We start from the raw sequence: 25,276 nt of genomic DNA, 5'->3' as shown, positions 1-25,276 counted from the left end.
TCGCGAAAGGGCCGCAAAGCGGCCCCGGCGATATCAGCCCCTAGCAAGTTGCCGGCGCAGCTCATCCAGCACCGGCCCGGTCTGCGGCCGCACCCCACGCCAGATAAAGAAGGCTTCCGCCGCCTGTTCGGCCAGCATCCCCAGCCCATCCAGCACCTTGGCCGCGCCCAGCTTGCTCGCCCACTGGCAAAACGGCGTCGGCTCCTTGGCGTACATCATGTCGTAGCACACCGTGCGCCCGGCCTCGACCAGGCTGTCGGCAATCGGCGGCAGCTCGCCAGCCAGGCTCGCCGAGGTGGCGTTGATGATCACGTCCACCGGCTCCTGCAACCAGGCAAAACCGCTGGCCACCACCGGCCCCAGTTCATCGAATTCGCGGGCCAGCTGCTCGGCCTTTTCCACCGTGCGGTTGGCGATCACCAAGGATTGCGGCCGGTGCGCCAGGATCGGCTCCAGCACCCCGCGCACCGCGCCACCGGCGCCAAGCACGAGGATGCGCTTGCCGGCGAGGGTTACCCCGGCGTTCACCGTGAGGTCACGCACCAGCCCGGCACCGTCGGTGTTGTCGCCCTGCAGCGTGCCATCGGCCAGCTTGCTCAGGGTGTTCACCGCGCCCGCCCGTTGCGCCCGCGGGGTGAGGCTGTCGCACAGGCGGTAGGCCTCTTCCTTGAACGGCACGGTGACGTTGGCGCCGCTGCCTTGCTTGAAGAAACCCCGGGCGCAGTCGCTGAAATCATCCAGCGGCGCCAGCAGGGTGGCGTACTCCAGGCTCTGGCCGGTCTGGTCGGCGAACAGGCGGTGAATCAGCGGCGACTTGCTGTGGCCGATGGGGTTACCGAAAACGACGTACTGGTCCATGGCGGCTCCTTGTTTATCCACAGGCTTACTGGCCGAGCCAGTCGCGGTCCTGCAGGAAGTACTCGGTCAGGCGCGCTTCCTCGCTGCCGGGCGCAGCCTTCCAGTCATAGCCCCAACGCACCTGCGGCGGCAGCGACATGAGGATCGACTCGGTGCGCCCGCCCGATTGCAGGCCGAACAGGGTGCCACGGTCGTAGACCAGGTTGAACTCCACGTAACGGCCACGGCGGTATTCCTGGAATTCGCGCTGCTGGGCGGTGTACGGGGTGTTCTTGCGGCGCTGGATGATCGGCAGGTAGGCGTCGACATAGGCGTCGCCGATGGCGCGAATGAAGGCAAAGCAGGTGTCGAAGTCCCACTCGTTCAAGTCGTCGAAGAACAAACCGCCGATGCCACGCGGCTCGCCGCGGTGCTTGAGGTGGAAGTAGCGGTCGCACCAGGCCTTGTAGCGCGGGTACACGTCGGCGCCGAACGGCGCACAGGCCTGCTCGGCTACCCGGTGCCAGTGCACGCAGTCTTCTTCGACGCCGTAGTAGGGGGTCAGGTCGAAACCGCCGCCGAACCACCACACCGCTTCTTCGCCTTCTTTTTCGGCAATGAAAAACCGCACGTTGGCGTGGGAGGTGGGCACATGCGGGTTGTGCGGGTGAATCACCAGCGACACGCCCAAGGCCTCGAAGCCACGGCCTGCCAGCTCCGGGCGATGGGCGCTGGCCGAAGGCGGCAGGCCGCTGCCGAACACGTGGCTGAAGTTGACGCCGCCCTTTTCGATCACCTTGCCTTCACCGATCACCCGCGTGCGGCCCCCGCCACCGGCTTCGCGCACCCAGGCATCCTCGACGAAGCGGGCGCCGCCGTCTTCGTTCTCGAGGGCAGTGCAGATGCGGTCTTGCAGGTCGAGCAGGTAGGCTTTCACGGCCTCGGTGCGGCTGGTCATCGGGTCACCTGGAAGGAGCGGGGAAAATTCGCCGCGTAGCATACCACCGGCAAACCCCGCGCCGCAGTTGACGGCGATCAAGCAAAGGCGTCCGATAGAAGGCCCTTTGCATCCATGACGACAGGAGTGTGTGATGGCCAAGCGTATCCAGTTCAGCCAGCATGGCGGCCCGGAAGTCCTGCAACTTGTAGAGTTCGACCCAGCCCCGCCCGGCCCGCAGCAGGTGCGCGTGCGCAACCATGCAATCGGCCTGAATTTCATCGACACCTACTTTCGCAGCGGGCTGTATGCACCGCCTGCGCTGCCGTCCGGGCTAGGCACCGAGGCGGCCGGCGTGGTCGAGGCGGTGGGCGAGGGCGTCACCCGGCTGCAGGTCGGCGACCGCGTGGCCCATGCCGGCGGCCCGCTGGGCGCCTACAGCGAAGTGCACACGCTGCCCGAGGCCAACCTGGTCAAGCTGCCCGACAGCATCAGCTTCGAACAGGCCGCCGCCGTGATGCTCAAGGGCCTGACCACCCAGTACCTGCTCAAGCAGACCTACGCCGTGCAGCCTGGCGACTTCATTTTGTTCCATGCCGCCGCCGGTGGCGTGGGCTCCTTGGCCTGCCAGTGGGCCAAAGCGCTGGGTGCCAAACTGATCGGCACGGTCAGCTCTGGCGAGAAAGCAGAGCGGGCCAAAGCCCTCGGGGCCTGGGCGACCATCGACTACAGCCATGAAGACGTGGCCAAGCGCGTGCTGGAACTGACCGACGGTCAGAAATGCCCGGTAGTGTATGACGGCGTGGGCGCCGACACCTGGCTAACTTCGCTGGACTGCCTCAAGCCGCGCGGATTGATGGTGAGCTTCGGCAATGCCTCGGGCGCTGTGAGCGGGGTGAACCTGGGCATCCTGGCGCAGAAGGGCTCGCTGTACGTCACCCGGCCAACCCTTGCGAGCTACGCCAACAATGCCGACAACACCCAGGCCATGGCCGATGACCTGTTCGCCATGATCGCCAGCGGCAAGCTGGTGGTGGATATCCAGCAGCGCTACCCGCTGAGCGAGGCGGCCAAGGCGCAGAGTGAGCTGTCGGCGCGGCGGACGGTGGGGTCTACCGTGCTGTTGCCTTGAGGCCCTAGTCGCGGAGCAAGCCTGCCCCTACAGCGCCGCGCATCGCTTTTTGATTCATCGCGACCCTGTGGGAGCGGGTTTTCCCCGTGATTGACTGGTGCGATCAGCATCGTCTTCGATGCTCAGCTCGTGTTTAGTCACCTTGCCGGCGCGTACCTGATCGATGGAGACTCGCAGTCGTTGCGCGTTGGTCTTCGAACTCAACAAATGAAGTGTTTCTTTCACGGTTTATTCTCTCCCCAAAAGCTAGACACGAATGCTGACGTTCAACCCGGCCGAACGATCTCACCCGTGGCCAGGTTGCGAATCAGGCTAGGGTTCTTGCGCCCCCCCAATGCCCCGCCCAGCACCATATCCAGCTCACCATGGAAATACTGCTCCACCCGCAGCCGGCTCTTGGCCGCCGGGCGCCCGCCCGGGTTGCACGAGGTGGAGATCAACGGCCCCACCAGCGCGCACAGCTCGCGCACCTGCGGGTGGTCGCTGACCCGCAGCGCCACGGTGTCGTGCTGACCGGTCACCCACTCGGGCAGCAGGTCCTGGTGCGGCACCAGCCAGGTGTTGGGGCCTGGCCAGGTGGCGCTCATGCGGTCGATCCAGTCCTGGGGGAAGTCCTCGAACAAGAAGTCGAACTGGCGAATGTTGTCGGCGATCAGAATCAGGCCTTTATCCACAGGCCGCGACTTGAGCGCCAGCAGGCGGTACACCGCGTCCTCGTTCCACGGGTCGCAGCCCAGGCCCCAGACCGCTTCCGTCGGGTAGGCGATGACCGCGCCCGCCCGGATCTCACGTGCGGCTTGTTGCACACGAAAACTGCTCACCATTTTGCGTCTCTCCGCATCTAAACACCGTGCGCGCAGTGTACTTAGCCCGCCCGGGCAAACCAACGCCCGCCTTCACTGCTGACCCGGCCTTCGAGCTCCAGTTCGGTGAGGCTGGCCAGCACCTGGGCCAGCGGCTGGCCGCTGCTGTGGGCCAGGCCCTCGCTGGTTTGCGGCGCGGCGTGCAGCAGGGCGAGCAACGGATGGGCGGGTTTGTCCACAGCGGCAGGCGGCAGGTTTTGCCAGCCGCGCAGGGTTTCGAGAATCTGCCCGACGCTTTCCACCAGCAGCGCACCGTCACGAATCAGCTGGTGGCAGCCCTTGGCCCCGGGGTGGTGGATCGAGCCCGGGATCGCGTAGACCTCGCGCCCCTGCTCGGCAGCCAGGCGGGCGGTGATCAACGAACCACTGGCCAGGCTTGCCTCGACCACCAGCACGCCCAGGGACATGCCACTGATGATGCGGTTGCGCCGCGGGAAGTTGCCGGGCAGCGGGCCTGCATCGAGCGGGTACTCCGAAACCAGCGCGCTGCCGCTGTCGAGCATCTGCCTGGCAAGCTCGCGGTGGCGCTGTGGATAAAGTTTTTGCAGGCCCGTGCCGAGCACCCCGATGGTCTGCCCGCCAGCCTTCAGTGCAGCCCGATGAGCGGCACCGTCAACGCCTAAAGCCAGCCCGCTGGTGATGGTGAAGCCCGCCTGCGAAAGACTGCGGGCGAACCCGCCTGCAGTATCCAGGGCCGGCGGTGAAGCACGCCTGCTACCCACGACGGCCAGTTGCGGCTGGTCGAGCAGGGCGGGGTCGCCGGCGACGAAAAGCAGCGGTGGCGGGTCGTCGATTTCGGCCAGCAACGCCGGGTAGCCAGGGCTGTCCCACATCAGTAAATGCTGGCCCGGGCCCTCTAGCCAGGCCATTGCAGCCGCTGCACCGTCACGCACTTGCGGGCTGCGGCGGGCGTCTATACTGGCTGCCGGTATACCCAGCGAACGCCACGCACTGGCTGGCGCGCTGAACGCCGAAGAGGCGCTGCCGAAGGCTTCGATAAGGGTGCGAAAGCGTCGCAGGCCGGTGTCCGGAAGGCGATGCAGACGCAATCGCGCTTCCAGTTCGGCGGGCGGGCAAGGCGACGAATGGAAAATGCTCATAGGGATCATCCTTGATCAGAAGGGGGCCATCGGCGTGGCACAACCTGTGGATAACTGTGTTGATAACGCTTTGAAAAGCTGTCCATCAATTGCGCTATAAAGCGCCCTTTCACACCCTAGCCGAGCTTTCGCAGGTGCCTTGCCAACCTTTTCCCTTTATTATGTGTGCTCAGTTTTCAACCGACCGCACAGTGACTGCCTGACCCCTATGGCCATCTTGAACATCCTCGAATTCCCAGACCCGCGCCTGCGCACCATTGCCAAACCGGTAACGGTCTTTGACGACGCCCTGCGCCAACTGATCGACGACATGTTCGAGACCATGTACGAGGCCCCGGGCATCGGCCTGGCTGCCACCCAGGTGAACGTGCACCAGCAGGTGGTGGTAATGGACCTGAGCGAAGACCGCAGCGAACCGCGAGTCTTCATCAACCCCAGCGTCGAAGAGCTGACCCACGACATGGGCCAGTACCAGGAAGGCTGCCTGTCGGTACCCGGCTTCTACGAGAACGTCGACCGCCCGCTGCGTGTGCGGGTCAAGGCCCAGGACCGCGACGGCAAGCCCTATGAGCTGGAATGCGAAGGCCTGCTGGCGGTGTGCGTGCAGCACGAGTTCGATCACCTGAACGGCAAGCTGTTCGTCGACTACCTGTCCCAGCTCAAACGCGACCGCATCAAGAAAAAGCTGGAAAAGCAGCACCGCCAGCAAGCCTGATCGCCACCTCCCAAAGGCTTGCTCCGGCAAGCCTTTTTCTTTTTTGCAGCGAGAACTCCATGCGCATCGTCTTTGCAGGCACTCCAGAGTTTGCCGCCGAACACCTCAAGGCCCTGCTCGACAGCCCGTACGAGATCGTGGCCGTCTACACCCAGCCCGACCGCCCCGCCGGCCGTGGCCAGAAGCTCATGCCCAGCGCGGTCAAGGCGCTGGCGCTGGCCCACGACATTCCGGTGTACCAGCCGCAGACCCTGCGCAACGCCGACGCCCAGGCCGAGCTCGCTGCGCTCAAGCCCGACCTGATGGTAGTGGTCGCCTATGGCCTGATCCTGCCGCAGGTGGTGCTGGATATCCCGCGCCTGGGCTGCATCAACAGCCACGCCTCCCTGCTGCCACGCTGGCGCGGTGCAGCGCCGATCCAGCGCGCCGTCGAGGCCGGCGATGCCGAGAGCGGCGTGACCGTGATGCGCATGGAAGCGGGCCTGGACACCGGCCCCATGCTGCTCAAGGTGGTCACCCCGATCAGTGCCGACGACACCGGCGGCAGCCTGCATGACCGCCTCGCCGAAATGGGCCCGCCAGCCGTAGTGCAGGCCATCGCAGGCCTGGCCGACGGTTCGCTGCAAGGTGAAGTGCAGGACGATGCCCTGGCCACTTACGCCCACAAGCTGAACAAGGACGAGGCGCGCATCGACTGGAGCCGCCCGGCCGTGGAGCTGGAGCGCCTGGTACGCGCCTTCAACCCGTGGCCGGTGTGCCACAGCACCCTGGACGGCGAAACCGTGAAGGTGCTGGCCGCCAACTTGTCCACAGGCCAAGGTGCCCCCGGCCAGATTCTGTCCGCCAGCAAGGACGGCCTGGTGGTCGCCTGCGGTGATGGCGCGCTGAGCCTCACCCGCCTGCAACTGCCCGGCGGCAAGGCGCTGAACTTCAGCGACCTGTTCAACAGCCGCCGCGAGAAGTTCGCCTCCGGCAAGGTACTTGGCCAATGAACCCTCGCCTGGCCGCCGCCCGCGCCCTGGCCGCCGTGCTCAGCGGCAAGGCCTCGCTGAACAGCTCGTTGCCGGCACAACTGGACAAGGTCGAGGAGCGCGACCGCGGCCTCACCCAGGACCTGGCCTTCGGCACCGCCCGCTGGCAGCCGCGCCTGGACCTGCTGGCCGCACAGTTGCTGCAAAAGCCGTTCAAGGCCGCCGACGCCGACGTGCAGGCGCTGCTGCTGGTGGGCCTGTACCAGCTGTTCTACACGCGCATTCCGGCGCATGCCGCCATCGGCGAAACCGTGGGCTGCGCCGACAAGCTGAAAAAGCCCTGGGCCAAGGGCCTGCTCAACGCCGTGCTGCGCCGCGCCCAGCGCGAAGGCGAAGAATTGCTGGGCAGCATGGAGCGTGACCCGGTGGTGCGTACCGCCCACCCGCGCTGGCTGCAAAAGTCGCTCAAAGCCTTCTGGCCTGAGCAATGGGAAGCCATCTGCGCCGCCAACAACGCCCACCCACCGATGATCCTGCGGGTTAACCGCCGCCACCACAGCCGCGATGCCTACCTGGCGCTGCTGGCCGAGGCCGGCATCCAGGCCAACGCCTGTGAATTCAGCCGCGACGGCATCGTCCTGGCCGAAGCCTGCGACGTGCGCGGCCTGCCGGGCTTCGCCGACGGCTGGGTGAGCGTGCAGGACGAAGCCGCGCAGTTGTCGGCCGACCTGCTGGAACTGGCCCCCGGCCAGCGCGTGCTGGACGCCTGCTGCGCCCCCGGCGGCAAGACCTGCCACCTGCTTGAAGCGGAGCCCGGCCTTGCCCACATGGTCGCCATCGACCTCGAAGCCAAGCGCCTGGCCCGCGTGCGCGAGAACCTCGACCGCCTCAAGCTGGATGCCGAGCTGATCGCCTGCGACGCCCGCGACACCGCCAGCTGGTGGGACGGCAAGGCGTTCCAGCGCATCCTGCTCGACGCACCATGCTCGGCCACCGGGGTGATCCGCCGTCACCCGGACATCAAGCTAACCCGTCAGGCCGAGGACATCCCGGCCCTGGCCGCGCTGCAAGGCGAGCTGCTCGATGCCCTGTGGCCAACGCTCGAGGTGGGCGGCATGCTGCTGTACGCCACCTGCTCCAGCCTGCCTACCGAGAACACCGAAGTGATCGCCGCCTTCCTCGCCCGCACCCCCGGTGCCCGCGAGCTGGACCTGGCCACCGAAGCCGGCCTGCGCCAGCCCCACGGCCGCCAGTTGCTGGCCCGCGAAGGCGGCCACGACGGCTTCTACTATGCCAAGCTGATCAAGATCGCCGCCTCGCGCGGGTAAGAACAAGAAAGGGTAGGGAGTAGCGGATGAAGATCATCATCCTGGGCGCAGGGCAGGTCGGCGGCACGCTGGCCGAGCACCTGGCCAGCGAAGCCAACGACATCACCGTGGTCGACACTGACGGCGACCGCCTGCGCGACCTCGGCGACCGCCTGGACATCCGCACCGTGCAGGGCCGCGGCTCGCTGCCGACAGTGCTGCGCCAGGCCGGCGCCGACGATGCCGACATGCTGGTGGCAGTGACCAACAGCGATGAAACCAACATGGTCGCCTGCCAGGTGGCCTATTCGCTGTTCCACACCCCGACCAAGATCGCCCGGGTGCGCGAATCCTCCTACCTCAGCCGCGAGGAACTGTTCGACAACGACCACATCCCGGTGGACGTGCTGATCAGCCCCGAGCAGGTGGTGACCAACTACATCAAGCGCCTGATCGAGCACCCAGGCTCGCTGCAAGTGATCGACTTCGCCGAGGGCAAGGCCCAACTGGTGGCGGTCAAGGCCTACTACGGTGGCCCGCTGGTGGGCCAGCAGCTGCGCCAGATCCGCGCCCACATGCCCAACGTCGACACCCGGGTGGCGGCGATCTTCCGCCGCGACCGGCCGATCACACCGCGTGGCGACACGGTGATCGAGGCCGACGACGAGGTGTTCTTCATTGCCGCGAAGAAGGACATCCGCGCGGTAATGGGCGAGCTGCGCCGCATCGACGAAACCAACAAGCGCGTGGTCATCGCCGGTGGCGGGCAGATCGGCGAGCGCCTGGCCGAGGCCATCGAAAGCCGCTACCAGGTGAAGATCATCGAGATGAACCCGGCCCGCTGCCGGCAGCTCTCCGACACTCTGGAGAGCACCGTGGTGCTGCAGGGCAGCGCCTCGGACAAGGACCTGATGCTCGAAGAGAACATCGCCGACGCCGATATTTTCCTGGCCCTGACCAACGACGACGAGGCCAACATCATGTCATCACTGCTGGCCAAGCGCCTGGGCGCGCGCAAGGTGATGACCATCATCAACAACCCGGCCTACGTCGACCTGGTGCAGGGCGGCGAGATCGACATCGCCATCAGCCCGCAGCTGGCCACCATCGGCACCCTGCTGGCCCACGTGCGTCGTGGCGATATCGTCAGCGTGCACTCGCTGCGCCGCGGTGCGGCCGAGGCCATCGAGGCGGTGGCGCACGGTGATTCGAAGTCGAGCAAGGTGGTCGGCAAGGCCATCGAAGACATCGCCCTGCCGCCGGGCACCACCATCGGCGCGATCATCCGCGAGGACGAAGTACTGATCGCCCACGACGACACGCTGATCGAGTCGGGCGACCATGTGATCCTGTTCGTTGTGGATAAAAAGCATATTCGCGATGTGGAGAAGCTGTTCCACGTCGGTTTGAGTTTCTTCTAGGGGGCGGCACGATGCGCGAATCGCTGGAAAAGATGCTGGCCAAGGGTGTGGATAACCCGCTGCTGCGCTTTGGCCTGGGCAAGGCCTGGCTGGACGAGGGCAATGGTGCTGAGGCAGCTGTGCACCTGGCGCGCTGTGTGGAGCAGGACCCGAAGTACTCGGCGGCGTGGAAGCTGCTGGGCAAGGCGTATCAGCTGGTCGGTGACCTGGCGGCGGCGCGCAAGGCCTGGGAGGACGGGATCGTGGCGGCCCAGGCGCATGGGGACAAGCAGGCCGAGAAAGAGATGACTGTGTTCCTGAAGAAATTGAGTAAGGCTTGAGATCGCCGGGGCTGCTTTGCAGCCCTTTCGCGACGCAAGGCCGCTCCTACAGGGGATCGCGGGCGCCTGTAGGAGCGGCCTTGTGTCGCGAAAGGGGCGCAAAGCGCCCCCAAGATCTCAATACCAGCGCGCCTCACCCGCCGGGCGCTTCTTGAAGCGCTTCATGCTCCACATGTACTGGCTCGGGTACTCGCGTACATAACGCTCGACCACCTGGCTCATCGCCGCCGCCGATACGTTCACGTCGGTGCTGTACATCTCTTCCGGCGCCGCTTCAAGGAACACCTTGAAGCCCGAACCATCCGGCAGGCGCAACGCGTGCAGGAACACCCCCACCGCCTTGCCCCCGGCCAGCATGTTCGGCACGAACTTGCTGGTCAGCGCCTGGGTACCCAGAAACGGCACGAACACACCGGCCGACTCGGCCGGCTCCGGGTCGGCCGGAATGCCCACCTGGCCACCCCGGCGCACTTCCTTGATCACGCTGAGAATGCCTTCTTTGGTCGAAGGCGCCACGCGGTTGCCCATCTGCACCCGCTGCTCGCGCAGCAGGTCATCCACCGCCTTGAGCTTGGGTGGGCGGTAGAAGATGATCGGTTTGCACTGGTTGCAATAGAAGTGGTTGAGCACTTCCCAGTTGCCCAGGTGGCTGGTGATGCCCACCACGCCCTTGCCCGAGGCCAGGGCCTGCTCCAGCACCTCCAGCCCGTGCACTTCCTTGACCAGCTCCAGCGAACGCTGCGGCGGCCAGATCCAGGCGCAGGCACTCTCGACGAACGACTTGCCGATGTCGCGCAGCGCACGGCCGACCAGTTGCTCGCGCTCGGCAGGGTCCATTTCCGGGAAGCACTTGGCCAGGTTGATGCGCACTACGTTGCGCGAGCTGTTGGGCACCTTCCACATCAGCCAGCCGATACCGGCGCCAACGCGCTGCACAGCGCCCCAGGGCAGCTTGGCGAACAGGCGTAGCACCCCGACCATCAGGGCGCCCTTGAACTTTTCCACAGGCGAATTCCTTATTTCAGCAAGGCGCGCATTGTACCCCGTCAGCGCAGCAGCGCGGCGTAGCGATCGCAGTCGGTGGTGTGGTCCATGACCATCCCGGTGGCCTGCATGAAGGCGTAGCAGATGGTCGGCCCGACGAAGGTGAAGCCGGCCTTCTGCAGCGCCTTGCTCATGGCCTTGGCTTCGTCAGTAACCGCCGGCACGTCGTTGCGGCCAGTGAAGTGGTTGATCTTTGGCACCCCGCCGACGAACGACCACAGCCATTGCCCGGGGTTATCCACAGCCAGCCAGGCCTGGGCGTTGCGCCGCACGGCCTTGAGCTTGAGGCGGTTGCGGATGATGCCGGGGTCCTGCATCAGTTCCTCGATGTACTCGTCGCTCAAAGCCGCCAGCTTGACCGGGTCGAAGCCATGCAGCACCTCACGGTAGCGCTCGCGCTTGCGTAAAACCGTGATCCACGACAGGCCCGCCTGGAACCCTTCGAGCAAAAGCATCTCGAACAGCAACGCCGGGTCACGCTGCGGCGTTCCCCACTCATGGTCGTGGTAGGCCTGGTACAACGGGTCGTCGGAACACCAAAAGCAGCGTGGCATAAGGCTCCAATACGTAGAGGGCGAGGCGAATCGGGTTATACTCCCGCTCTTTACATCCGCATCCCCAGATACAGGTGAATTTCGTGAGCCAGCCTACGCCAGCCGTGCGTACCTTCCAAGACCTGATCCTCGCCCTGCAGAACTACTGGGCAGCTCAAGGTTGTGTGGTGCTTCAGCCCTACGATATGGAAGTAGGCGCCGGCACTTTCCATACCGCGACCTTCCTGCGCGCCGTCGGCCCGGAAACCTGGAACGCCGCCTACGTGCAGCCCAGCCGTCGCCCGGGTGATGGCCGCTATGGCGAAAACCCCAACCGCCTGCAGCACTACTACCAGTTCCAGGTGGTACTCAAGCCCAACCCGGCCAACTTCCAGGAGCTGTACCTCGGCTCGCTGAAAGCCATCGGCCTGGACCCGCTGGTTCACGACATCCGCTTCGTCGAAGACAACTGGGAATCGCCGACCCTCGGCGCCTGGGGCCTGGGCTGGGAAATCTGGCTGAACGGCATGGAGGTGACCCAGTTCACCTACTTCCAGCAGGTCGGCGGCATCGAGTGCTACCCGGTCACCGGTGAAATCACCTACGGCCTGGAGCGCCTGGCCATGTACATCCAGGGCGTCGACTCGGTGTACGACCTGGTATGGGCCGACGGCCCGTTCGGCAAGGTCACCTACGGTGATGTGTTCCACCAGAACGAAGTGGAGCAGTCCACCTACAACTTCGAGCACGCCAACGTCGAGAAGCTGTTCGAACTGTTCGACTTCTACGAAAGCGAAGCCAACCGCCTGATCAAGCTGGAGCTGCCGCTGCCGACCTACGAAATGGTCCTGAAGGCCTCGCACACCTTCAACCTGCTGGACGCCCGCCGCGCCATCTCGGTGACCGAGCGCCAGCGTTATATCCTGCGCGTGCGCACGCTCGCCCGTGACGTCGCCCAAAGCTATCTGCAAGCCCGTGCCCGCCTGGGCTTCCCGATGGCCACCCCCGAACTGCGTGATGAAGTGTTGGCTAAGCTGGAGGCTGCACAATGAGTGCTCAAGATTTCCTGGTTGAACTGGGCACCGAAGAGCTGCCACCCAAGGCCCTGGCAAACCTGGGCGACGCCTTCCTGGCCGGCATCGAGAAAGGCCTGCAGGCCGCCGGCCTGAACTACACCGGCAAGCAGGTGTACGCCGCCCCGCGTCGCCTGGCCGTGCTGATTCGCCAGCTGGACGTGCAGCAGCCGGACCGCAGCATCAACATCGACGGCCCGCCCCTGCAGGCCGCCTTCAACGCCGAAGGTCAACCGACCCAGGCCGCCCTGGGCTTTGCCAAGAAGTGCGGTGTGGAGCTTTCGGATATCGACCAGAGCGGCCCGAAGCTGCGTTTCTCCCAGCACATCCCGGGCAAGGCCACCGCCAGCCTGCTGCCGACCATCGTCGAAGACTCGCTGAACGACCTGCCGATCCCCAAGCGCATGCGCTGGGCTGCCAGCCGTGAAGAGTTCGTGCGCCCCACGCAGTGGTTGGTGATGCTGCTGGGCGAGCAGGTGGTGGATTGCACCATCCTCTCGCAAAAAGCCGGCCGCGAGTCCCGTGGCCACCGCTTCCACCACCCGGAAAACGTCGCTATCACGGCGCCTGCCAACTACTGCGAAGACCTGCGCAAGGCCTACGTACTGGCCGACTTCGCCGAGCGCCGCGAGCTGATCAGCAAGCGCACCGCAGAACTCGCCATGCAGCAGGAAGGCACTGCCATCGTGCCGCCGGCGCTGCTGGACGAAGTGACCGCGCTGGTCGAGTGGCCAGTGCCGCTGGTGTGCTCGTTCGAGGAGCGTTTCCTCGAAGTGCCGCAAGAAGCCCTGATCACCACCATGCAGGACAACCAGAAGTACTTCTGCCTGCTGGACAGCGAAGGCAAGCTGCTGCCGCGCTTCATCACCGTGGCCAACGTCGAGAGCCGTGACCCCAAGCAGATCGTGCTGGGTAACGAGAAGGTCGTGCGCCCGCGCCTGACCGACGCCGAGTTCTTCTTCAAGCAGGACAAGAAGCAGCCGCTCGAGACCTTCAACGAGCGCCTGAAGAACGTGGTGTTCCAGGCCCAACTGGGCACGGTGTTCGACAAGGCCGAGCGCGTCTCCAAACTGGCCGCCTTCATTGCCCCGTACATCGGCGGCAGCGCTGCCAACGCCGGCCGTGCCGGCCTGCTGTCCAAGTGCGACCTGGCCTCGGAAATGGTCGGTGAATTCCCTGAAATGCAGGGCATTGCCGGCTACTACTACGCCCTCAACGACGGCGAGCCGGAAGACGTCGCCTTGGCCCTGAACGAGCAGTACATGCCGCGCGGTGCCGGCGCCGAGCTGCCGCACACCCTGACCGGTGCTGCCGTGGCCATCGCCGACAAGCTCGACACCCTGGTCGGCATCTTCGGCATCGGCATGCTGCCCACCGGCAGCAAGGACCCGTACGCCCTGCGCCGCGCCGCGCTGGGCGTGCTGCGCATCCTGATCGAGAAGCAGCTGGACCTGGACCTGACCGCCGCCGTCGATTTCGCGGTCAAGCAGTTCGGCGCCAAGGTCAAGGCCGCAGGCCTGGCCGAGCAGGTGCTGGAATTCATCTTCGACCGCCTGCGTGCGCGCTACGAAGACGAAGGCATCGACGTTGCCACCTACCTGTCGGTGCGTGCCCTGAAGCCGGGCTCCGCCCTGGACTTCGACCAGCGCGTGCAGGCAGTGCAGGCGTTCCGCAAGCTGCCCGAAGCCGAGGCACTGGCTGCGGCCAACAAGCGCGTGTCGAACCTGCTGAGCAAGGCCGAGGGCGCGATTTCCGAGCAGGTCGAGCCGAAGTACTTCGACAACGCCAACGAGTTCTCGCTGTACTCGGCCATCCAGCAGGCCGACCAGGCCGTGCAACCGATGGCCGCTGCGCGCCAGTACAACGAAGCTCTGGCCCGCCTGGCGGCCCTGCGCGACCCGGTCGACGCCTTCTTCGAGGCGGTGCTGGTCAACGCCGAGGACGCCAAGGTGCGTGCCAACCGTTATGCCCTGCTCAGCCGCCTGCGCGGCCTGTTCCTGGGCGTGGCCGACATTTCGCTGCTGGGGTAAGCCTTGAAACTGCTGATTCTCGACCGGGACGGGGTGATCAACTTCGACTCCGACGCCTACATCAAGTCGCTGGAAGAATGGCTGCCCATTCCCGGCTCGATCGAGGCCATCGCGCAGTTGAGCAAGGCCGGCTGGACGGTGGCCGTGGCCACCAACCAGTCCGGTATTGCCCGCGGCTACTACCCGCTGCAAACCCTCGAGGCCATGCATGCGCGTTTGCGCGCGCTGGTGGCCGGGCAGGGCGGTGAAGTCGGCTTGATCGTGCATTGCCCGCACGGCCCGGACGAGGGTTGCGATTGCCGCAAACCCAAGCCCGGCATGCTGCGGACAATCGCCGAGCACTACCAGGTGCCGCTGACCGGCGTGTGGTTTGTCGGTGACAGCAAAGGTGACCTGGAGGCGGCGCTGGCCGTCGATGCACAACCCGTGTTGGTTAAAACCGGCAAGGGCCAGAGGACCCTGGAAAAAGGTGTCCCGGAATCTACACTGATTTTCGACGATCTGGCGGCTATCGCCAGAGAACTTATTTAAAAGAGTGCGCCCAGGCGGCGCACTTTTCATTGGGCGGGCTTTGCCCCGCAACGGTACTTGCCACTATGTCGATCCTGCAGGCGATCAGAATCTTTCTTTTTTACCTGCTGTTGGGTACCAGCTCGGTACTCTGGTGCTCGCTGAGCTTCTTCATCGCGCCGTTCTTGCCGTTCGCCAAGCGCTACCGGTTCATCAACGTGTACTGGTGCCGCTGTGCGCTGTTCCTGGCGCGCACCATCCTTGGCATCAACTACAAGGTCACCGGCGCCGAGAACGTGCCGCAAGTGCCCTGCGTGATCCTGTCGAACCACCAGAGCACCTGGGAGACCTTCTTCCTGTCGGCGTACTTCTCGCCGCTGAGCCAGGTGCTCAAGCGCGAACTGCTGTACATGCCGTTCTTCGGCTGGGCCATGGCCATGCTGCGGCCGATCGCCATCGACCGGAAAAACCCGAAAGAAGCACTGCGCCAGGTTGCCAGCCAAGGCGACGAGCTGCTCAAGCAGGGCACCTGGGTGTTGATCTTCCCCGAAGGTACCCGCGTACCCCACGGCCAGATCGGCAAGTTCTCCCGCGGCGGTACCGCCTTGGCAGTGAACGCCGGCCTGCCGGTGCTGCCGATTGCCCACAACGCCGGCAAGTTCTGGCCCCGTGAAGGTTGGGGCAAGCGCCCTGGCACCATCGAGATCGTGATCGGCGAACCAATGTATGCAGAAGGCAGCGGGCCGCGCGCCATTGCCGAGCTCAACGACCGCGCTCAGGCGTGGAACGAGGCCACCCAGCGGGCCATGGGTTCGCTGCCGCCGGTGGCGCAAAAGCCCGAGCAGCAGAGCGCCTGAGCATCTGTGGATAACTTGTTGACAATTTTTGGATTAAACGTCTCAAATCATAGCTAAGTGATTGAATTGGCTGTTTATTTCTGTGTATGACGTTTTTCTGAAAATCGTGCATAAGTTTTTTCGCGCGATAAAAAAACCGGCTTTTACGCCGGTTTTTTTGTGCCAGTTTTTCGGGCCCTATCGCCGGCAAGCCGGCTCCTACAGGGATGAGGCCATTAGACCTTGTCGATATCCACATCCTTGGTTTCTTTCAGGCAGAAGATCCCCACCACCAGGCTCACCCCGGTAATCAGCACCGGGTACCACAGCCCGTAGAAGATATCCCCGGTGTACACCACCAGCGCGAACGATACCGTCGGCAGGAAGCCGCCGAACCAGCCGTTGCCGATGTGGTAGGGCAGGGACATCGAGGTGTAGCGGATGCGCGTGGGGAACAGCTCGACCATTACCGCCGCCAATGGCCCGTAGGTCATGGTGGCGATCAGGATCATCGCGACGATCAGCACCACCACCATGAACTCGTTGACGTTGGCCGGGTCTGCCTTGGCCGGGTAGCCGGCCGCCTCGATGGCGCTGCGCATGGCGGCTTCGTCAAAACCGTTGATGGTCTTGTCGCCGATGCTCACCGAGACATCGCTGCCGGCCACGCTCACCGAGCTGTACGGCAGGCCCTGCTTGACCAGGAAGGTCTTGACCTTGTCGCACGGGCTGTCGAAGCGCGCCTTGCCCACCGGGTCGAACTGGAAGGTGCAGCCCTGCGGGTTGGCGTTGACCACGATCGGCGCCTGGCGGCTGGCAGCGTCGATCTGCGGGTTGGCGTAGTGGCTTAAGGCCTTGAACATCGGGAAGTAGCACACGGTGGCCAGCAGCAGGCCAAGCATCAGGATCGGCTTGCGCCCGACACGGTCCGACAGCCAGCCAAAGAACACGAAGAACGGCGCGCCGATCACCACGCTGATGATCAGCAGGGTGTTGGCTTGGGCCGGGTCCATCTTGAGCATCTGGGTCATGAAGAACAGCACGTAGAACTGCGCGGTGTAGAAGGTCACCGCCTGGCCTGCGTTGATGCTGAACAGCGCGGTGAGCACCACCTTGAGGTTCGGCCACGAGGTGAACGACTCACGGATCGGCGACTTGCTGACCTTGCCCTGGGCCTTCATTTTCACGAAGGCCGGCGACTCATGCATGCTCATGCGAATCCAGGTGGAAATCGCCAGCAGGAAAATCGACAGCAGGAACGGCAGGCGCCAGCCCCAGGTTTCGAACTGGTCGCCGCTGATGTAACGGCTGGCCAGCACCACGATCAGCGACAGCAGCAAGCCCAGGGTGGCGGTGGACTGGATGAAGCCGGTATGAAAGCCGCGCTTGCCGTGGGGTGCATGCTCGGCCACGTAGGTGGCAGCGCCGCCGTACTCGCCGCCCAGGGCCAGGCCCTGGAGCATGCGCAGCACCACCAGGATGATCGGCGCGGCAATGCCGATGCTGGCGTAGGTGGGCAGCAGGCCGACGGCGAAGGTCGACAGACCCATCAGCACGATGGTCACCAGGAAGGTGTACTTGCGCCCGATCATGTCACCCAGCCGGCCGAACACCAGGGCGCCGAACGGGCGCACCAGAAAACCGGCGGCAAAGGCCATCAGGGCGAAGATGAAGGCGGTGGTGTCGTTGACCCCGGCGAAGAACTGCTTGCTGATGACCGCAGCCAGGGCGCCATAGAGAAAAAAGTCATACCACTCGAACACTGTCCCGAGGGATGACGCGAAAATGATCTTGCGTTCCTCACGGCGGCTGCCGCTGGTGGCAGCTGCGCCTTGCTCTTGAATGTAATCCGACATCGTTGCTGTCCTCGGCCCGTGGGCCACAGTGATTATTCTTGTTGTTCCACTGTCGGCGGCTCTGACCGCGGGCCACCGGTGTTGCACGCACCCTGGGTCAGGGCGTCGGTATCGCGCTGGTGTCGCTGAGGTTGGTCTGGGTTTGTGCCCCCTTGAGAATCAACTGCGCCGCCTTTTCGGCGATCATCAATGTCGGTGAACAGGTATTGCCGGAGACGATCTGCGGCATGATCGAAGCATCGGCCACGCGCAGCCCGGGGATGCCGTGCACGCGCAGCTGGTTATCCACAACGTCCAGCGCGCCACTGCCCATGCGGCAGGTGCCCACCGGGTGGAAGATGGTGGTGCCGATTTGCCCGGCAGCCTGGTGCAGGTCTTCTTCGCTCTGCAGGGCAGGGCCTGGCAGGTATTCGCGCGGCTCGAACGCAGCCAGCGCCGGGGCCTGGACGATGCGCCGGGTGATGCGGATGGCGTCGGCGGCCACGCGCAGGTCGGCGGGGTCGCTGAGGTAGTTGGGGTCGATCAGCGGCGCGGCGTTCATATCTGCCGAGCGGATGTCGATACGCCCGCGGCTGGCCGGGCGCAGGTTGCACACCGAGGCGGTGAACGCCGGGAAGCGGTGCAGCGGCTCACCAAAGCGCTCCAGCGACAGCGGCTGCACGTGGTACTGCAGGTTGGCGCTGGCCTGCTCGGGGCTAGAACGCACGAACGCACCCAGCTGGCTTGGCGCCATGGCCAGCGGGCCGCTGCGGTCGAAGGCATAGCGCAGGCCCATGCCCAGCTTGCCCCACAGGCTGTTGGCCATCTGGTTGAGGGTGCGGGTGTTCTGGATCTGGTAGATCAGGCGCAGTTGCAGGTGGTCCTGCAGGTTGCCGCCGACCCCCGGCATGTCGTGGCGCACGGCAATGCCCATGCCTTCGAGCAGCTTGCGCGGGCCAATGCCGGAGCGCTGCAGGATGCCGGGCGAGCCGACGGAACCTGCGCAGAGGATGATCTCGCGGCGCGCGCCGAACTCGTGCCAGGCACCTTGCCACAAGGCCTTCACCGCCCGGGCGCGGGTGTTGTTCAGCAATACCTGGTCCACCTGCACACCGGTGAGGATGGTCAGGTTGGGGCGCTGGAGGATCGGTTTGAGGAAGGCTTTGGCCGAGTTCCAGCGTACACCGCTGCGCTGGTTGACCTGAAAGTATCCACAGCCTGCGTTGTCGCCGGTATTGAAGTCATCGACCTTGCCGATGCCGCTCTGCTCGGCGGCATCACGGAAGGCATCGAGGATCGGCCAGCTGTAGCGCTGGCGCTCGACCCGCCACTCGCCGTCGGCGCCGTGGCTGTCGCTGGCGCCGGCGAAGTGGTTCTCGCTGGCCTTGAACAGCGGCAGTACGTCCTTCCACGCCCAGCCGTCGTTGCCCTGTTCGGCCCAGCGGTCGTAGTCGGCGGCCTGGCCGCGCATGTAGATCATGCCGTTGATCGAGGAGCAGCCCCCGAGCACCTTGCCCCGCGGGTAGCCCAGGGCGCGGCCGTTCAGGCCGGCTTGAGGCTCGGTCTTGAAGCACCAGTCGGTACGGGGGTTGCCGATGCAGTAGAGGTAACCGACGGGGATGTGAATCCAGGGATAGTTGTCGCGCCCGCCCGCTTCGAGCAGCAGCACGCGGCAGGAGGGGTCGGCGGACAAACGGTTGGCCAGCAGGCAACCGGCTGGCCCGGCACCCACGACCACGTAGTCGTAGACAGAATCGGCTGATGGCATGTGCAACCTCGCGCCTGATTATTATTCTTGTCCCGATCCATCTTATTGATTAATTTCGCGGAGGAAACACGAGATTTCGCGCAGCCGTTGTGCGTTTTAGCACAGTGGTGAACCTGTACCGGCCTCTTCGCGGGCAAGCCCGCTCCCACAGGGACCGCACTGCCTTCAGGAACAGCGACGTACCTGTAGGAGCCGGCTTGCCGGCGATAGGGCCCGAACGAACAGCCACAAGGATCAGCATGTTCGACTGGAACGATCTGCGGTTTTTCCTCGAGTTGCAGCGCAGCGGCCGCCTGCTCAGCGCCGCCAAGCGCCTCAACACCACCCACAGCACCGTGGCCCGGCATATCGAAAACATCGAGCAGAGCCTGGGCACCGCGCTGTTCGTCCAGCATGCCCAAGGCTACGAACTGACCCCTTCAGGCCAGGCCCTGCTCAAGCACGCAGAAGCCATGGAGAACGTCGCCCTGCTGGCGCAGGAAGAAATCACCCAGGCCATTACCCCGCTGGGCAAGATCCGCCTGGGGGTGACCGAAGGCATCGGCATCATGTTCTTCACCCCGCGCATGAAGGCACTGTTTCAGCGTTACCCGGGGCTTGAAGTGGAGCTGGTGGCGGTGCCGCGCTTCGTCAGCATTCTCAACCGCGAAGCCGAAATCAGCATCCACCTGGAACGCCCCAGCGCCGACCTGTTGATCACCCGCAAGCTCACCGACTACCGCCTGGCGCTGTATGCAAGCCAGGATTACCTGGACCGCGCCCCACCGCTGAACACCCGCGAAGACCTGGCCCGGCACAGCTGGATCGGCTACGTCGACGACCTGCTGTTCAGCCAGGAGCTGCTGTTTCTCAACAGTTTCTGCCGGGCGCCCAACGTGGTGTTTCGCAGCACCAGCGTGATCGCCCAGCAGCATGCCGCCCAGGCCGGGCTGGGCATCGCCGTGCTGCCCAACTACATGGCGCGCCACGACCCCAGGCTGGTGCGGGTGCTGCCAAGCGAGACCATCCAGCGCAGTTACTGGATCTGCACCCGGCGCGAGCTGCACAAGTCGGTGCGCCTGCGGGTAGTGTGGGACTACCTGCTGGCGCTGTGCGCCGCCGAGCAGGACGAACTGCTAGCCGAGTAGCGCCTTGCCAGCCAGCAGCAGCGCCGCCGCCCAGCCCGCCACGGCGAACAACTGCTGCAGGCGCGGGCCGGCGATCCGGCTGGCCAGCGGGCGGGCCAGCAGCAAGCCGATGACCGCGCCGAGCGCAAAGGGTGCGCCGACCTGCCAGTGCATCACCCCGGCCAGGCTGGCGCTGACCACGCTGCCGGTGGACACCAGGGCGATCACCGCCAGCGACGTGGAGACGATGCTCTTCATGCGCAGGTTGGTGTAGCGGTTCAACGCCGGAATGATCACGAAACCACCGCCCACCCCCAACAGGCCCGACAACAGCCCGGACATCAGCCCGGTGAACGCCAGTGCCCGGGCGCAGGGCAGGGTCCAGCGCAAGCGGCCCTGCAACGGGTTGAGCACGCAGGGTTCGATGAAGCGATGGGCATCATTGGCCTCACCGCGCAACTGCCTGGCCGCCTTGCGCCAGATGCGCAGGCAGGCGTACACCAGCACCCCGGCGAACACCAGCGCCAACGGCGTATTGGGTAAACGGTGCGCCAGCATCAGGCCGAAGGGCGCGGCAGCGATGCCGATCAGCGCGATGAACAGCGCGGCGCGGTAACGTACCAGCCCTTCACGCAAACCAAGTACGGCCCCCACCATCGCCGCCATGCCCACGGCCAGCAGGCCGACCGGGGCCGCCTCGACCATGCTCAGGCCCAGCCCGAATACCAGCAGCGGCACCGCAAGAATTCCGCCGCCGGCACCGGTCAGCGCCAGCACCGCACCAATCATCGCGCCCAGCCCGGCACCCAGCAGTTGCTGCTCGATCACGGCTTGGCCTCGACCATCGGCTGTGGCCGCGCCAGCCACTCACGTCCCTTGAGCATGGCCTGCCAGTACAACGGCGGCAGCACCTGGGCCTTGAGCAGCCAGGCCAGGCGGGTCGGCTTGCGGCCATCGAGCAGCCAGCGCGGGAAGCTCGGCGCCAGCTTGCCGCCATAGGTGAACTCGGCCAGCACGATCTTGCCGCGTTCCACCGTCAGCGGGCAGGAACCGTAACCATCGTAATGCGCCAGGGTATTCAGCCGGCCAAGGGCCTGCAGCACATTGTTGGCCACTACCGGCGCCTGCTTGCGCGCCGCAGCGGCGGTCTTGGCGTTACTGGTGCTGGCCACATCGCCCAGGGCGTGGATATTGCCGAAGCTGCGGTGGCGCAGGGTATGCGGGTCGACATCGACCCAGCCGGCGGCATCGGCCAGCGGGCTTTGGCGGATGAAATCCGGCGCCACTTGTGGCGGCACCACATGCAGCATGTCGAAGGCTTCGACGCGGGTTTCGCTGCTGCCATCGGGCAGGGTACGAACAAAGGTGGCGCGTTGGTTCGGGCCGTCCACCGCAGCAAGGCGGTGCTGATAATTGAGGTCGATGGCGTACTTGTCGATGTAGCTCATCAGCGCCGGCACGTAGTCCGGCACGCCGAACAGCACGTTACCTGCATTGAAGAAGCTGGCCTGTACATCGCCCAGCAGGCCGCTGCGCAGCCAGTGGTCGCACGACAGGTACAGGGCTTTCTGCGGTGCGCCGGCGCATTTGATCGGCATTGGCGGTTGGCTGAACAGGGCACGGCCCTTTTTCAGGTTCTGCACCAGTTGCCAGGTGTAGGGCGCCAGGTCGTAGCGGTAGTTGGAGGTGACGCCGTTGCGCCCGAGGGTTTCGCCCAGGCCTTCGATGGCATCCCAGTCCAGCTTCAAGCCGGGGCATACCACCAGTTGCTCGTAACCCACGGCCCGGCCGCCTTCGAGCACGACCTTTTGTGCTTGCGGGTCGAAGCTTTCGACCCGGGCCTTGATCCAGTGCACGCCACGGGGGAGGGTGGCAGCCATGGCACGGGCGGTGCTTGGCGCGTTGAATACTCCAGCGCCGACCAGGGTCCAGCCGGGCTGGTAGTAGTGCACCTCGGCGGGGTCGATGAGGGCGATATCCAGCGACGGGTCACGCGCCCGCAGGCTCGCGGCAGTGGCGATACCGGCGGCGCCGGCACCGACGATCAAGACCTTGTGGTGGTCGGTGGTGGGTGAAGTGGGGGACAGCGGGGCAGGCATGGCGGTGTTCCTTGGTGGATCTGGTTATGGGGGGCTGCTGGCATGAACCTGTAGGAGCGGCTTCAGCCGCGAACACCGGCAAAGCCGGTGCCATCCAGCGCGTCGCCTGCTTCGCGGCTAAAGCCGCTCCCACAGGGTATGCATAAAGTTCAGGCCGGTGCCGTACCTGTAGGAGCCGGCTTGCCGGCGATGAGGCCGGTTCAGGCAGCACAAGACAGTTGCCCCTACAGGCCATTCAGTACCGGTTCTTTCCCAGGTAATAACGCTCTACAGCTTGTTCAATGGAATCTTCAGGTAGCTGACGCCGTTCTCTTCTGGCTCCGGGAACTGCCCGCTGCGCATGTTGACCTGCACCGATGGCAGGATCAGCAACGGCATGTCGAGAGTCGCATCGCGGGCCTCGCGCATGGCCACGAAGCTGTCTTCGCTGACACCCTGGTGAATGTGCACGTTGCTGGCGCGCTGCTCGGCCACGGTGGTGTGGTACTGCAGCTCACGCCCGCCGGGCAGGTAGTCGTGGCACAGGAACAGGCAGGTAGGGTCGGGGAAGGCCAGCAAGCGACGGATCGAACGGTACAGGGTGCGGGCGCTGGCGCCGGGGAAGTCGCAGCGGGCGGTGCCGTAGTCTGGCGAAAACAACGTGTCGCCAACGAACACGGCCTTCTCGCCTGCGTCCTCCACCAGGTAGCTCATGCACGCCGGCGTGTGGCCAGGGGTGTGCAAGGCGCGGGCGTGCAGGTTGCCGATACGAAAACCTTCCTCGTCTTCGAACAATACGTCGAACTGGCTGCCATCCCGGGCAAAGCCTGGCGCTTCATTGAACAGGCTGGCGAAGGTCTTCTGCACCTGGGTGATCTGAGCGCCGATGCCGATATGGCCGCCCAGCTTGCCCTTCAGATAAGCCGCCGCCGACAGGTGATCGGCATGCACGTGGGTTTCCAGAATCCACTGCACCTTGGCACCGAGCTGCTCGACCAGGGCGATCAGCCGATCGGCCGAAGCCGTGCAGGTGCGCCCCGACTTGGGGTCGTAGTCCAGCACGCTGTCGATCAGCGCACACTGGCGCGTCTGGCCATCCATCACCAGGTAGCTGAGGGTCGAGGTCGCCTGGTCGAACAGGGCTTCGACATGAAGGTTGTTGCCGATGATCATTGCACTCTCCAGTTATCCACCGGGCCTTGTTCAGGCTTAGGCAGTGATCAGAGCTTTATCAAGATGCATGCCAGCGTTTCAGACGAGCAATCGTGCATGGCAACGGATACGCCAGTGCCTGGCGCTGGATATTTCATCGCCTTTTTTGGGGCTGCTTTGCAGCCCTTCGCGGGCAAGCCCGCTCCCACAGGGCCTGCGCTAACCAAGGCTTTGCGCGGTCCTGTGGGAGCGGGCTTGCCCGCGAAGGGGCGCAAGGCGGCCCCAAGGCTCTCAAGGCCTGTGCCTGTATTTGTGTCAGCATAAGTGACACATTCTGGCAGTCGACTGTCAGCCAATGGCAGTGTTTGGCAGTCCTTGCTACCCTCGCCCGGTCACCCACCTGGTACTGCCATGCTCACCGCTGCCCACCCCGCGATCCTCGCGCTGGTGTCCTACCTTGAACACGATGCCCTGCCGAGCATCGTGCTGGACACCGACTACAACATCCTTGCCGCCAACGCCGCTTACCGCCGCCAGTTCGCAACCGGCGAGCAGGCGCCGCTGGGCGAAAAATGCCACCGCGTCTCGCACCACTATGCCGTGCCTTGCGACCAGGCGGGCGAGCACTGCCCGCTGCGCAAGTCGCTGGCCAGCAAGGTGCCCGAGCGCGTGCTGCACATTCACCACACCCCACGCGGCCCGGAGCATGTGGATGTGGAGCTGCGCCCGATCCTCGACGAACAGGGCAGGGTGGTGGCCTTCGTCGAACGCCTGGCCAGCGTCACCCTGGCTTCGGCGCAGCCACAACAGAACGGCCTGGTGGGCCGGGCACCGGCGTTCAAGCAGGCGGTTGCCAGCCTGCAGCGTGCAGCACCGGCGCAGATTCCGGTGTTGCTGCAGGGCGAGTCGGGTACCGGCAAGGAACTGTTCGCCCGCGCCCTGCACCTGGGTAGCCCTCGGGCCAACGGCCCGCTGGTGGTGGTGGACTGTACCGGGTTGACCGAGTCGCTGTTCGAAAGCGAGCTGTTCGGCTACGAGAAGGGCGCCTTCACCGGCGCCAGCCAACGCAAGATCGGCCTGGCCGAAGCGGCCCATGGCGGCACGCTGTTCCTCGACGAAATCGGCGAGGTGCCACTGGCGATGCAGGTGAAGCTGCTACGCCTGATCGAGTCGGGCAGCTTTCGCCCGGTGGGCAGCACGCGCACCGTGCACTCGGACTTTCGCCTGGTCTCGGCGACCCACAAACCGTTGAAGGCCATGGCCAGTGCCGGCACCTTCCGCGAAGACTTGTACTACCGCATTAGCGGCTTTCCGATCTGCTTGCCAGCCTTGCGTGAACGGGCTTCGGATCTGCCACTGCTGGTCGAGTCATTGCTTCAACGCATTGCTGGATCCTATGCACCGCAAGTCAGCGAACAGACCATGAAATTGCTTCAGCGCTACCACTTCCCGGGGAACATTCGCGAGCTGCGTAACGTTCTGGAACGAGCACGCCTGTTCACGGATGACGGCCAGATTCGTCCTGAGCACCTGCCAATTGAGGTTCAGGGCGCTAGCCAAAGTCCACGCAATACTCCCGGTAGTCTGGATAGCATCGCGTGGACGCTGGAGCGGTTCCAGGGTTCACGAAGCGAGTTGGCTCGAAAACTGGGCTTGAGCGAGCGTACCTTGTACCGAAGGCTGAAGGCGCTTGGTCATGGAAGCTGAC

General features: G+C 64.9%; 23 protein-coding genes. 12 read left to right on the top strand and 11 right to left on the bottom strand.

Annotated elements, in window-relative coordinates; genetic code table 11:
* Positions 1-33: 33 nt before the first annotated feature.
* A complete protein-coding gene (aroE, locus tag ACI2KK_RS11565; protein WP_404669003.1) occupies positions 34-858 on the bottom strand; it encodes a shikimate dehydrogenase in 825 nt (274 codons plus the stop codon).
* 25 nt (positions 859-883) lie between these two features.
* The gene (gene hemF / locus ACI2KK_RS11560) at positions 884-1,795 is read right to left on the bottom strand and encodes an oxygen-dependent coproporphyrinogen oxidase (RefSeq protein WP_404669002.1); all 912 of its coding nucleotides are present in this window, start codon (positions 1,793-1,795) and stop codon (positions 884-886) included.
* Positions 1,796-1,928: 133 nt separating this feature from the next.
* On the opposite strand from hemF, the gene ACI2KK_RS11555 reads away from it, so the two are divergent.
* Positions 1,929-2,906, top strand: coding sequence for an NADPH:quinone reductase (locus ACI2KK_RS11555; protein ID WP_404669001.1), 978 nt, complete (start codon positions 1,929-1,931; stop codon positions 2,904-2,906).
* A gap of 266 nt (positions 2,907-3,172) precedes the next feature.
* Here ACI2KK_RS11555 and ACI2KK_RS11550 read toward each other — a convergent pair whose 3' ends face one another.
* On the bottom strand, positions 3,173-3,730 hold the full coding sequence (locus tag ACI2KK_RS11550) for an L-threonylcarbamoyladenylate synthase (protein WP_217841101.1): 558 nt from the start codon (positions 3,728-3,730) through the stop codon (positions 3,173-3,175).
* Between the two features lie 41 nt (positions 3,731-3,771).
* Positions 3,772-4,869 (bottom strand): DNA-processing protein DprA, encoded by a 1,098-nt coding sequence (gene dprA / locus ACI2KK_RS11545; RefSeq protein WP_404669000.1) that lies wholly within the window; start codon positions 4,867-4,869, stop codon positions 3,772-3,774.
* A 208-nt stretch (positions 4,870-5,077) separates the two neighbouring features.
* Here dprA and def point away from each other — a divergent pair, with 208 nt between their 5' ends.
* The 5 genes from def to ACI2KK_RS11520 are packed head-to-tail and all read left to right on the top strand — an operon-like array spanning position 5,078 to position 9,603.
* Positions 5,078-5,584 (top strand): peptide deformylase, encoded by a 507-nt coding sequence (gene def / locus ACI2KK_RS11540; RefSeq protein WP_038707094.1) that lies wholly within the window; start codon positions 5,078-5,080, stop codon positions 5,582-5,584.
* A gap of 59 nt (positions 5,585-5,643) precedes the next feature.
* A complete protein-coding gene (gene fmt, locus ACI2KK_RS11535) occupies positions 5,644-6,576 on the top strand; it encodes a methionyl-tRNA formyltransferase (RefSeq protein WP_404668999.1) in 933 nt (310 codons plus the stop codon).
* Positions 6,573-7,883 (top strand): 16S rRNA (cytosine(967)-C(5))-methyltransferase RsmB, encoded by a 1,311-nt coding sequence (gene rsmB / locus ACI2KK_RS11530; RefSeq protein ID WP_404668998.1) that lies wholly within the window; start codon positions 6,573-6,575, stop codon positions 7,881-7,883. The genes fmt and rsmB overlap by 4 nt, the downstream gene beginning before the upstream one ends.
* Before the next feature lie 26 nt (positions 7,884-7,909).
* A complete protein-coding gene (gene trkA / locus ACI2KK_RS11525; RefSeq protein ID WP_217841097.1) occupies positions 7,910-9,283 on the top strand; it encodes a Trk system potassium transporter TrkA in 1,374 nt (457 codons plus the stop codon).
* An 11-nt stretch (positions 9,284-9,294) separates the two neighbouring features.
* Positions 9,295-9,603 (top strand): tetratricopeptide repeat protein, encoded by a 309-nt coding sequence (locus ACI2KK_RS11520; protein WP_404668997.1) that lies wholly within the window; start codon positions 9,295-9,297, stop codon positions 9,601-9,603.
* A 117-nt stretch (positions 9,604-9,720) separates the two neighbouring features.
* Here the strand turns inward: ACI2KK_RS11520 and ACI2KK_RS11515 are convergent, their stop codons facing one another.
* Together ACI2KK_RS11515 and ACI2KK_RS11510 are read right to left on the bottom strand one after the other, a co-directional pair.
* The gene (locus ACI2KK_RS11515; protein ID WP_404668996.1) at positions 9,721-10,608 is read right to left on the bottom strand and encodes a lysophospholipid acyltransferase; all 888 of its coding nucleotides are present in this window, start codon (positions 10,606-10,608) and stop codon (positions 9,721-9,723) included.
* 41 nt (positions 10,609-10,649) lie between these two features.
* A complete protein-coding gene (locus ACI2KK_RS11510; RefSeq protein WP_404668995.1) occupies positions 10,650-11,201 on the bottom strand; it encodes a DNA-3-methyladenine glycosylase I in 552 nt (183 codons plus the stop codon).
* Positions 11,202-11,284: 83 nt separating this feature from the next.
* Here ACI2KK_RS11510 and glyQ point away from each other — a divergent pair, with 83 nt between their 5' ends.
* The 4 genes from glyQ to ACI2KK_RS11490 all read left to right on the top strand — a co-directional run bounded on the left by glyQ (position 11,285) and on the right by ACI2KK_RS11490 (position 15,650).
* The gene (glyQ, locus tag ACI2KK_RS11505) at positions 11,285-12,232 is read left to right on the top strand and encodes a glycine--tRNA ligase subunit alpha (RefSeq protein ID WP_217841093.1); all 948 of its coding nucleotides are present in this window, start codon (positions 11,285-11,287) and stop codon (positions 12,230-12,232) included.
* Positions 12,229-14,283 carry a glycine--tRNA ligase subunit beta gene (gene glyS / locus ACI2KK_RS11500; protein WP_404668994.1) on the top strand — a complete coding sequence of 685 codons (2,055 nt, stop codon included), beginning with the start codon at positions 12,229-12,231 and terminating at the stop codon, positions 14,281-14,283. The genes glyQ and glyS overlap by 4 nt, the downstream gene beginning before the upstream one ends.
* Before the next feature lie 3 nt (positions 14,284-14,286).
* Positions 14,287-14,814, top strand: a complete 528-nt coding sequence (gene gmhB / locus ACI2KK_RS11495) for a D-glycero-beta-D-manno-heptose 1,7-bisphosphate 7-phosphatase (RefSeq protein ID WP_404668993.1) — start codon at positions 14,287-14,289, stop codon at positions 14,812-14,814.
* Between the two features lie 65 nt (positions 14,815-14,879).
* On the top strand, positions 14,880-15,650 hold the full coding sequence (locus ACI2KK_RS11490; RefSeq protein ID WP_404668992.1) for a lysophospholipid acyltransferase family protein: 771 nt from the start codon (positions 14,880-14,882) through the stop codon (positions 15,648-15,650).
* 215 nt (positions 15,651-15,865) lie between these two features.
* On the opposite strand, the gene ACI2KK_RS11485 is transcribed toward ACI2KK_RS11490, so the two are convergent.
* Both ACI2KK_RS11485 and ACI2KK_RS11480 read right to left on the bottom strand, forming a co-directional pair.
* Positions 15,866-17,485, bottom strand: a complete 1,620-nt coding sequence (locus ACI2KK_RS11485; protein WP_217841089.1) for an MFS transporter — start codon at positions 17,483-17,485, stop codon at positions 15,866-15,868.
* Between the two features lie 97 nt (positions 17,486-17,582).
* Positions 17,583-19,232, bottom strand: coding sequence for a GMC family oxidoreductase (locus ACI2KK_RS11480; RefSeq protein WP_404668991.1), 1,650 nt, complete (start codon positions 19,230-19,232; stop codon positions 17,583-17,585).
* Between the two features lie 239 nt (positions 19,233-19,471).
* Between ACI2KK_RS11480 and ACI2KK_RS11475 the strand changes: the two genes are divergently transcribed.
* Complete coding sequence (locus tag ACI2KK_RS11475) at positions 19,472-20,359, top strand: LysR family transcriptional regulator (RefSeq protein WP_404668990.1); 888 nt, start codon at positions 19,472-19,474, stop codon at positions 20,357-20,359.
* On the opposite strand, the gene ACI2KK_RS11470 is transcribed toward ACI2KK_RS11475, so the two are convergent.
* The 3 genes from ACI2KK_RS11470 to ACI2KK_RS11460 form a co-directional block, all read right to left on the bottom strand.
* Positions 20,348-21,166 (bottom strand): sulfite exporter TauE/SafE family protein, encoded by an 819-nt coding sequence (locus tag ACI2KK_RS11470; protein WP_404668989.1) that lies wholly within the window; start codon positions 21,164-21,166, stop codon positions 20,348-20,350. The genes ACI2KK_RS11475 and ACI2KK_RS11470 overlap by 12 nt on opposite strands.
* The gene (locus tag ACI2KK_RS11465) at positions 21,163-22,437 is read right to left on the bottom strand and encodes an FAD/NAD(P)-binding oxidoreductase (RefSeq protein WP_404668988.1); all 1,275 of its coding nucleotides are present in this window, start codon (positions 22,435-22,437) and stop codon (positions 21,163-21,165) included. The genes ACI2KK_RS11470 and ACI2KK_RS11465 overlap by 4 nt, the downstream gene beginning before the upstream one ends.
* A gap of 267 nt (positions 22,438-22,704) precedes the next feature.
* The gene (locus tag ACI2KK_RS11460; RefSeq protein WP_404668987.1) at positions 22,705-23,589 is read right to left on the bottom strand and encodes an MBL fold metallo-hydrolase; all 885 of its coding nucleotides are present in this window, start codon (positions 23,587-23,589) and stop codon (positions 22,705-22,707) included.
* A 390-nt stretch (positions 23,590-23,979) separates the two neighbouring features.
* On the opposite strand from ACI2KK_RS11460, the gene ACI2KK_RS11455 reads away from it, so the two are divergent.
* Positions 23,980-25,275 carry a sigma-54 interaction domain-containing protein gene (locus tag ACI2KK_RS11455; protein WP_404668986.1) on the top strand — a complete coding sequence of 432 codons (1,296 nt, stop codon included), beginning with the start codon at positions 23,980-23,982 and terminating at the stop codon, positions 25,273-25,275.
* Position 25,276: the final 1 nt, after the last annotated feature.

Origin of the sequence: Pseudomonas sp. NPDC089406 (genome assembly GCF_044900265.1) — a bacterium.
Lineage (GTDB): Bacteria > Pseudomonadota > Gammaproteobacteria > Pseudomonadales > Pseudomonadaceae > Aquipseudomonas > Aquipseudomonas fakonensis.
This window is presented reverse-complemented; position numbering and strand designations above follow the sequence as displayed.

Excerpts from the sequence above, each read along its gene's own strand:
- def (WP_038707094.1), top strand. The coding sequence starts at position 5,078 with ATGGCCATCTTGAACATCCTCGAATTCCCAGACCCGCGCCTGCGCACC.
- ACI2KK_RS11510 (WP_404668995.1), bottom strand. The coding sequence starts at position 11,201 with ATGCCACGCTGCTTTTGGTGTTCCGACGACCCGTTGTACCAGGCCTAC.
- fmt (WP_404668999.1), top strand. The coding sequence starts at position 5,644 with ATGCGCATCGTCTTTGCAGGCACTCCAGAGTTTGCCGCCGAACACCTC.
- ACI2KK_RS11465 (WP_404668988.1), bottom strand. The coding sequence starts at position 22,437 with ATGCCTGCCCCGCTGTCCCCCACTTCACCCACCACCGACCACCACAAG.
- hemF (WP_404669002.1), bottom strand. The coding sequence starts at position 1,795 with ATGACCAGCCGCACCGAGGCCGTGAAAGCCTACCTGCTCGACCTGCAA.
- rsmB (WP_404668998.1), top strand. The coding sequence starts at position 6,573 with ATGAACCCTCGCCTGGCCGCCGCCCGCGCCCTGGCCGCCGTGCTCAGC.
- ACI2KK_RS11460 (WP_404668987.1), bottom strand. The coding sequence starts at position 23,589 with ATGATCATCGGCAACAACCTTCATGTCGAAGCCCTGTTCGACCAGGCG.
- dprA (WP_404669000.1), bottom strand. The coding sequence starts at position 4,869 with ATGAGCATTTTCCATTCGTCGCCTTGCCCGCCCGCCGAACTGGAAGCG.
- ACI2KK_RS11475 (WP_404668990.1), top strand. The coding sequence starts at position 19,472 with ATGTTCGACTGGAACGATCTGCGGTTTTTCCTCGAGTTGCAGCGCAGC.
- ACI2KK_RS11550 (WP_217841101.1), bottom strand. The coding sequence starts at position 3,730 with ATGGTGAGCAGTTTTCGTGTGCAACAAGCCGCACGTGAGATCCGGGCG.
- glyS (WP_404668994.1), top strand. The coding sequence starts at position 12,229 with ATGAGTGCTCAAGATTTCCTGGTTGAACTGGGCACCGAAGAGCTGCCA.
- aroE (WP_404669003.1), bottom strand. The coding sequence starts at position 858 with ATGGACCAGTACGTCGTTTTCGGTAACCCCATCGGCCACAGCAAGTCG.
- ACI2KK_RS11520 (WP_404668997.1), top strand. The coding sequence starts at position 9,295 with ATGCGCGAATCGCTGGAAAAGATGCTGGCCAAGGGTGTGGATAACCCG.
- ACI2KK_RS11555 (WP_404669001.1), top strand. The coding sequence starts at position 1,929 with ATGGCCAAGCGTATCCAGTTCAGCCAGCATGGCGGCCCGGAAGTCCTG.
- ACI2KK_RS11455 (WP_404668986.1), top strand. The coding sequence starts at position 23,980 with ATGCTCACCGCTGCCCACCCCGCGATCCTCGCGCTGGTGTCCTACCTT.
- ACI2KK_RS11480 (WP_404668991.1), bottom strand. The coding sequence starts at position 19,232 with ATGCCATCAGCCGATTCTGTCTACGACTACGTGGTCGTGGGTGCCGGG.
- ACI2KK_RS11485 (WP_217841089.1), bottom strand. The coding sequence starts at position 17,485 with ATGTCGGATTACATTCAAGAGCAAGGCGCAGCTGCCACCAGCGGCAGC.
- trkA (WP_217841097.1), top strand. The coding sequence starts at position 7,910 with ATGAAGATCATCATCCTGGGCGCAGGGCAGGTCGGCGGCACGCTGGCC.
- ACI2KK_RS11490 (WP_404668992.1), top strand. The coding sequence starts at position 14,880 with ATGTCGATCCTGCAGGCGATCAGAATCTTTCTTTTTTACCTGCTGTTG.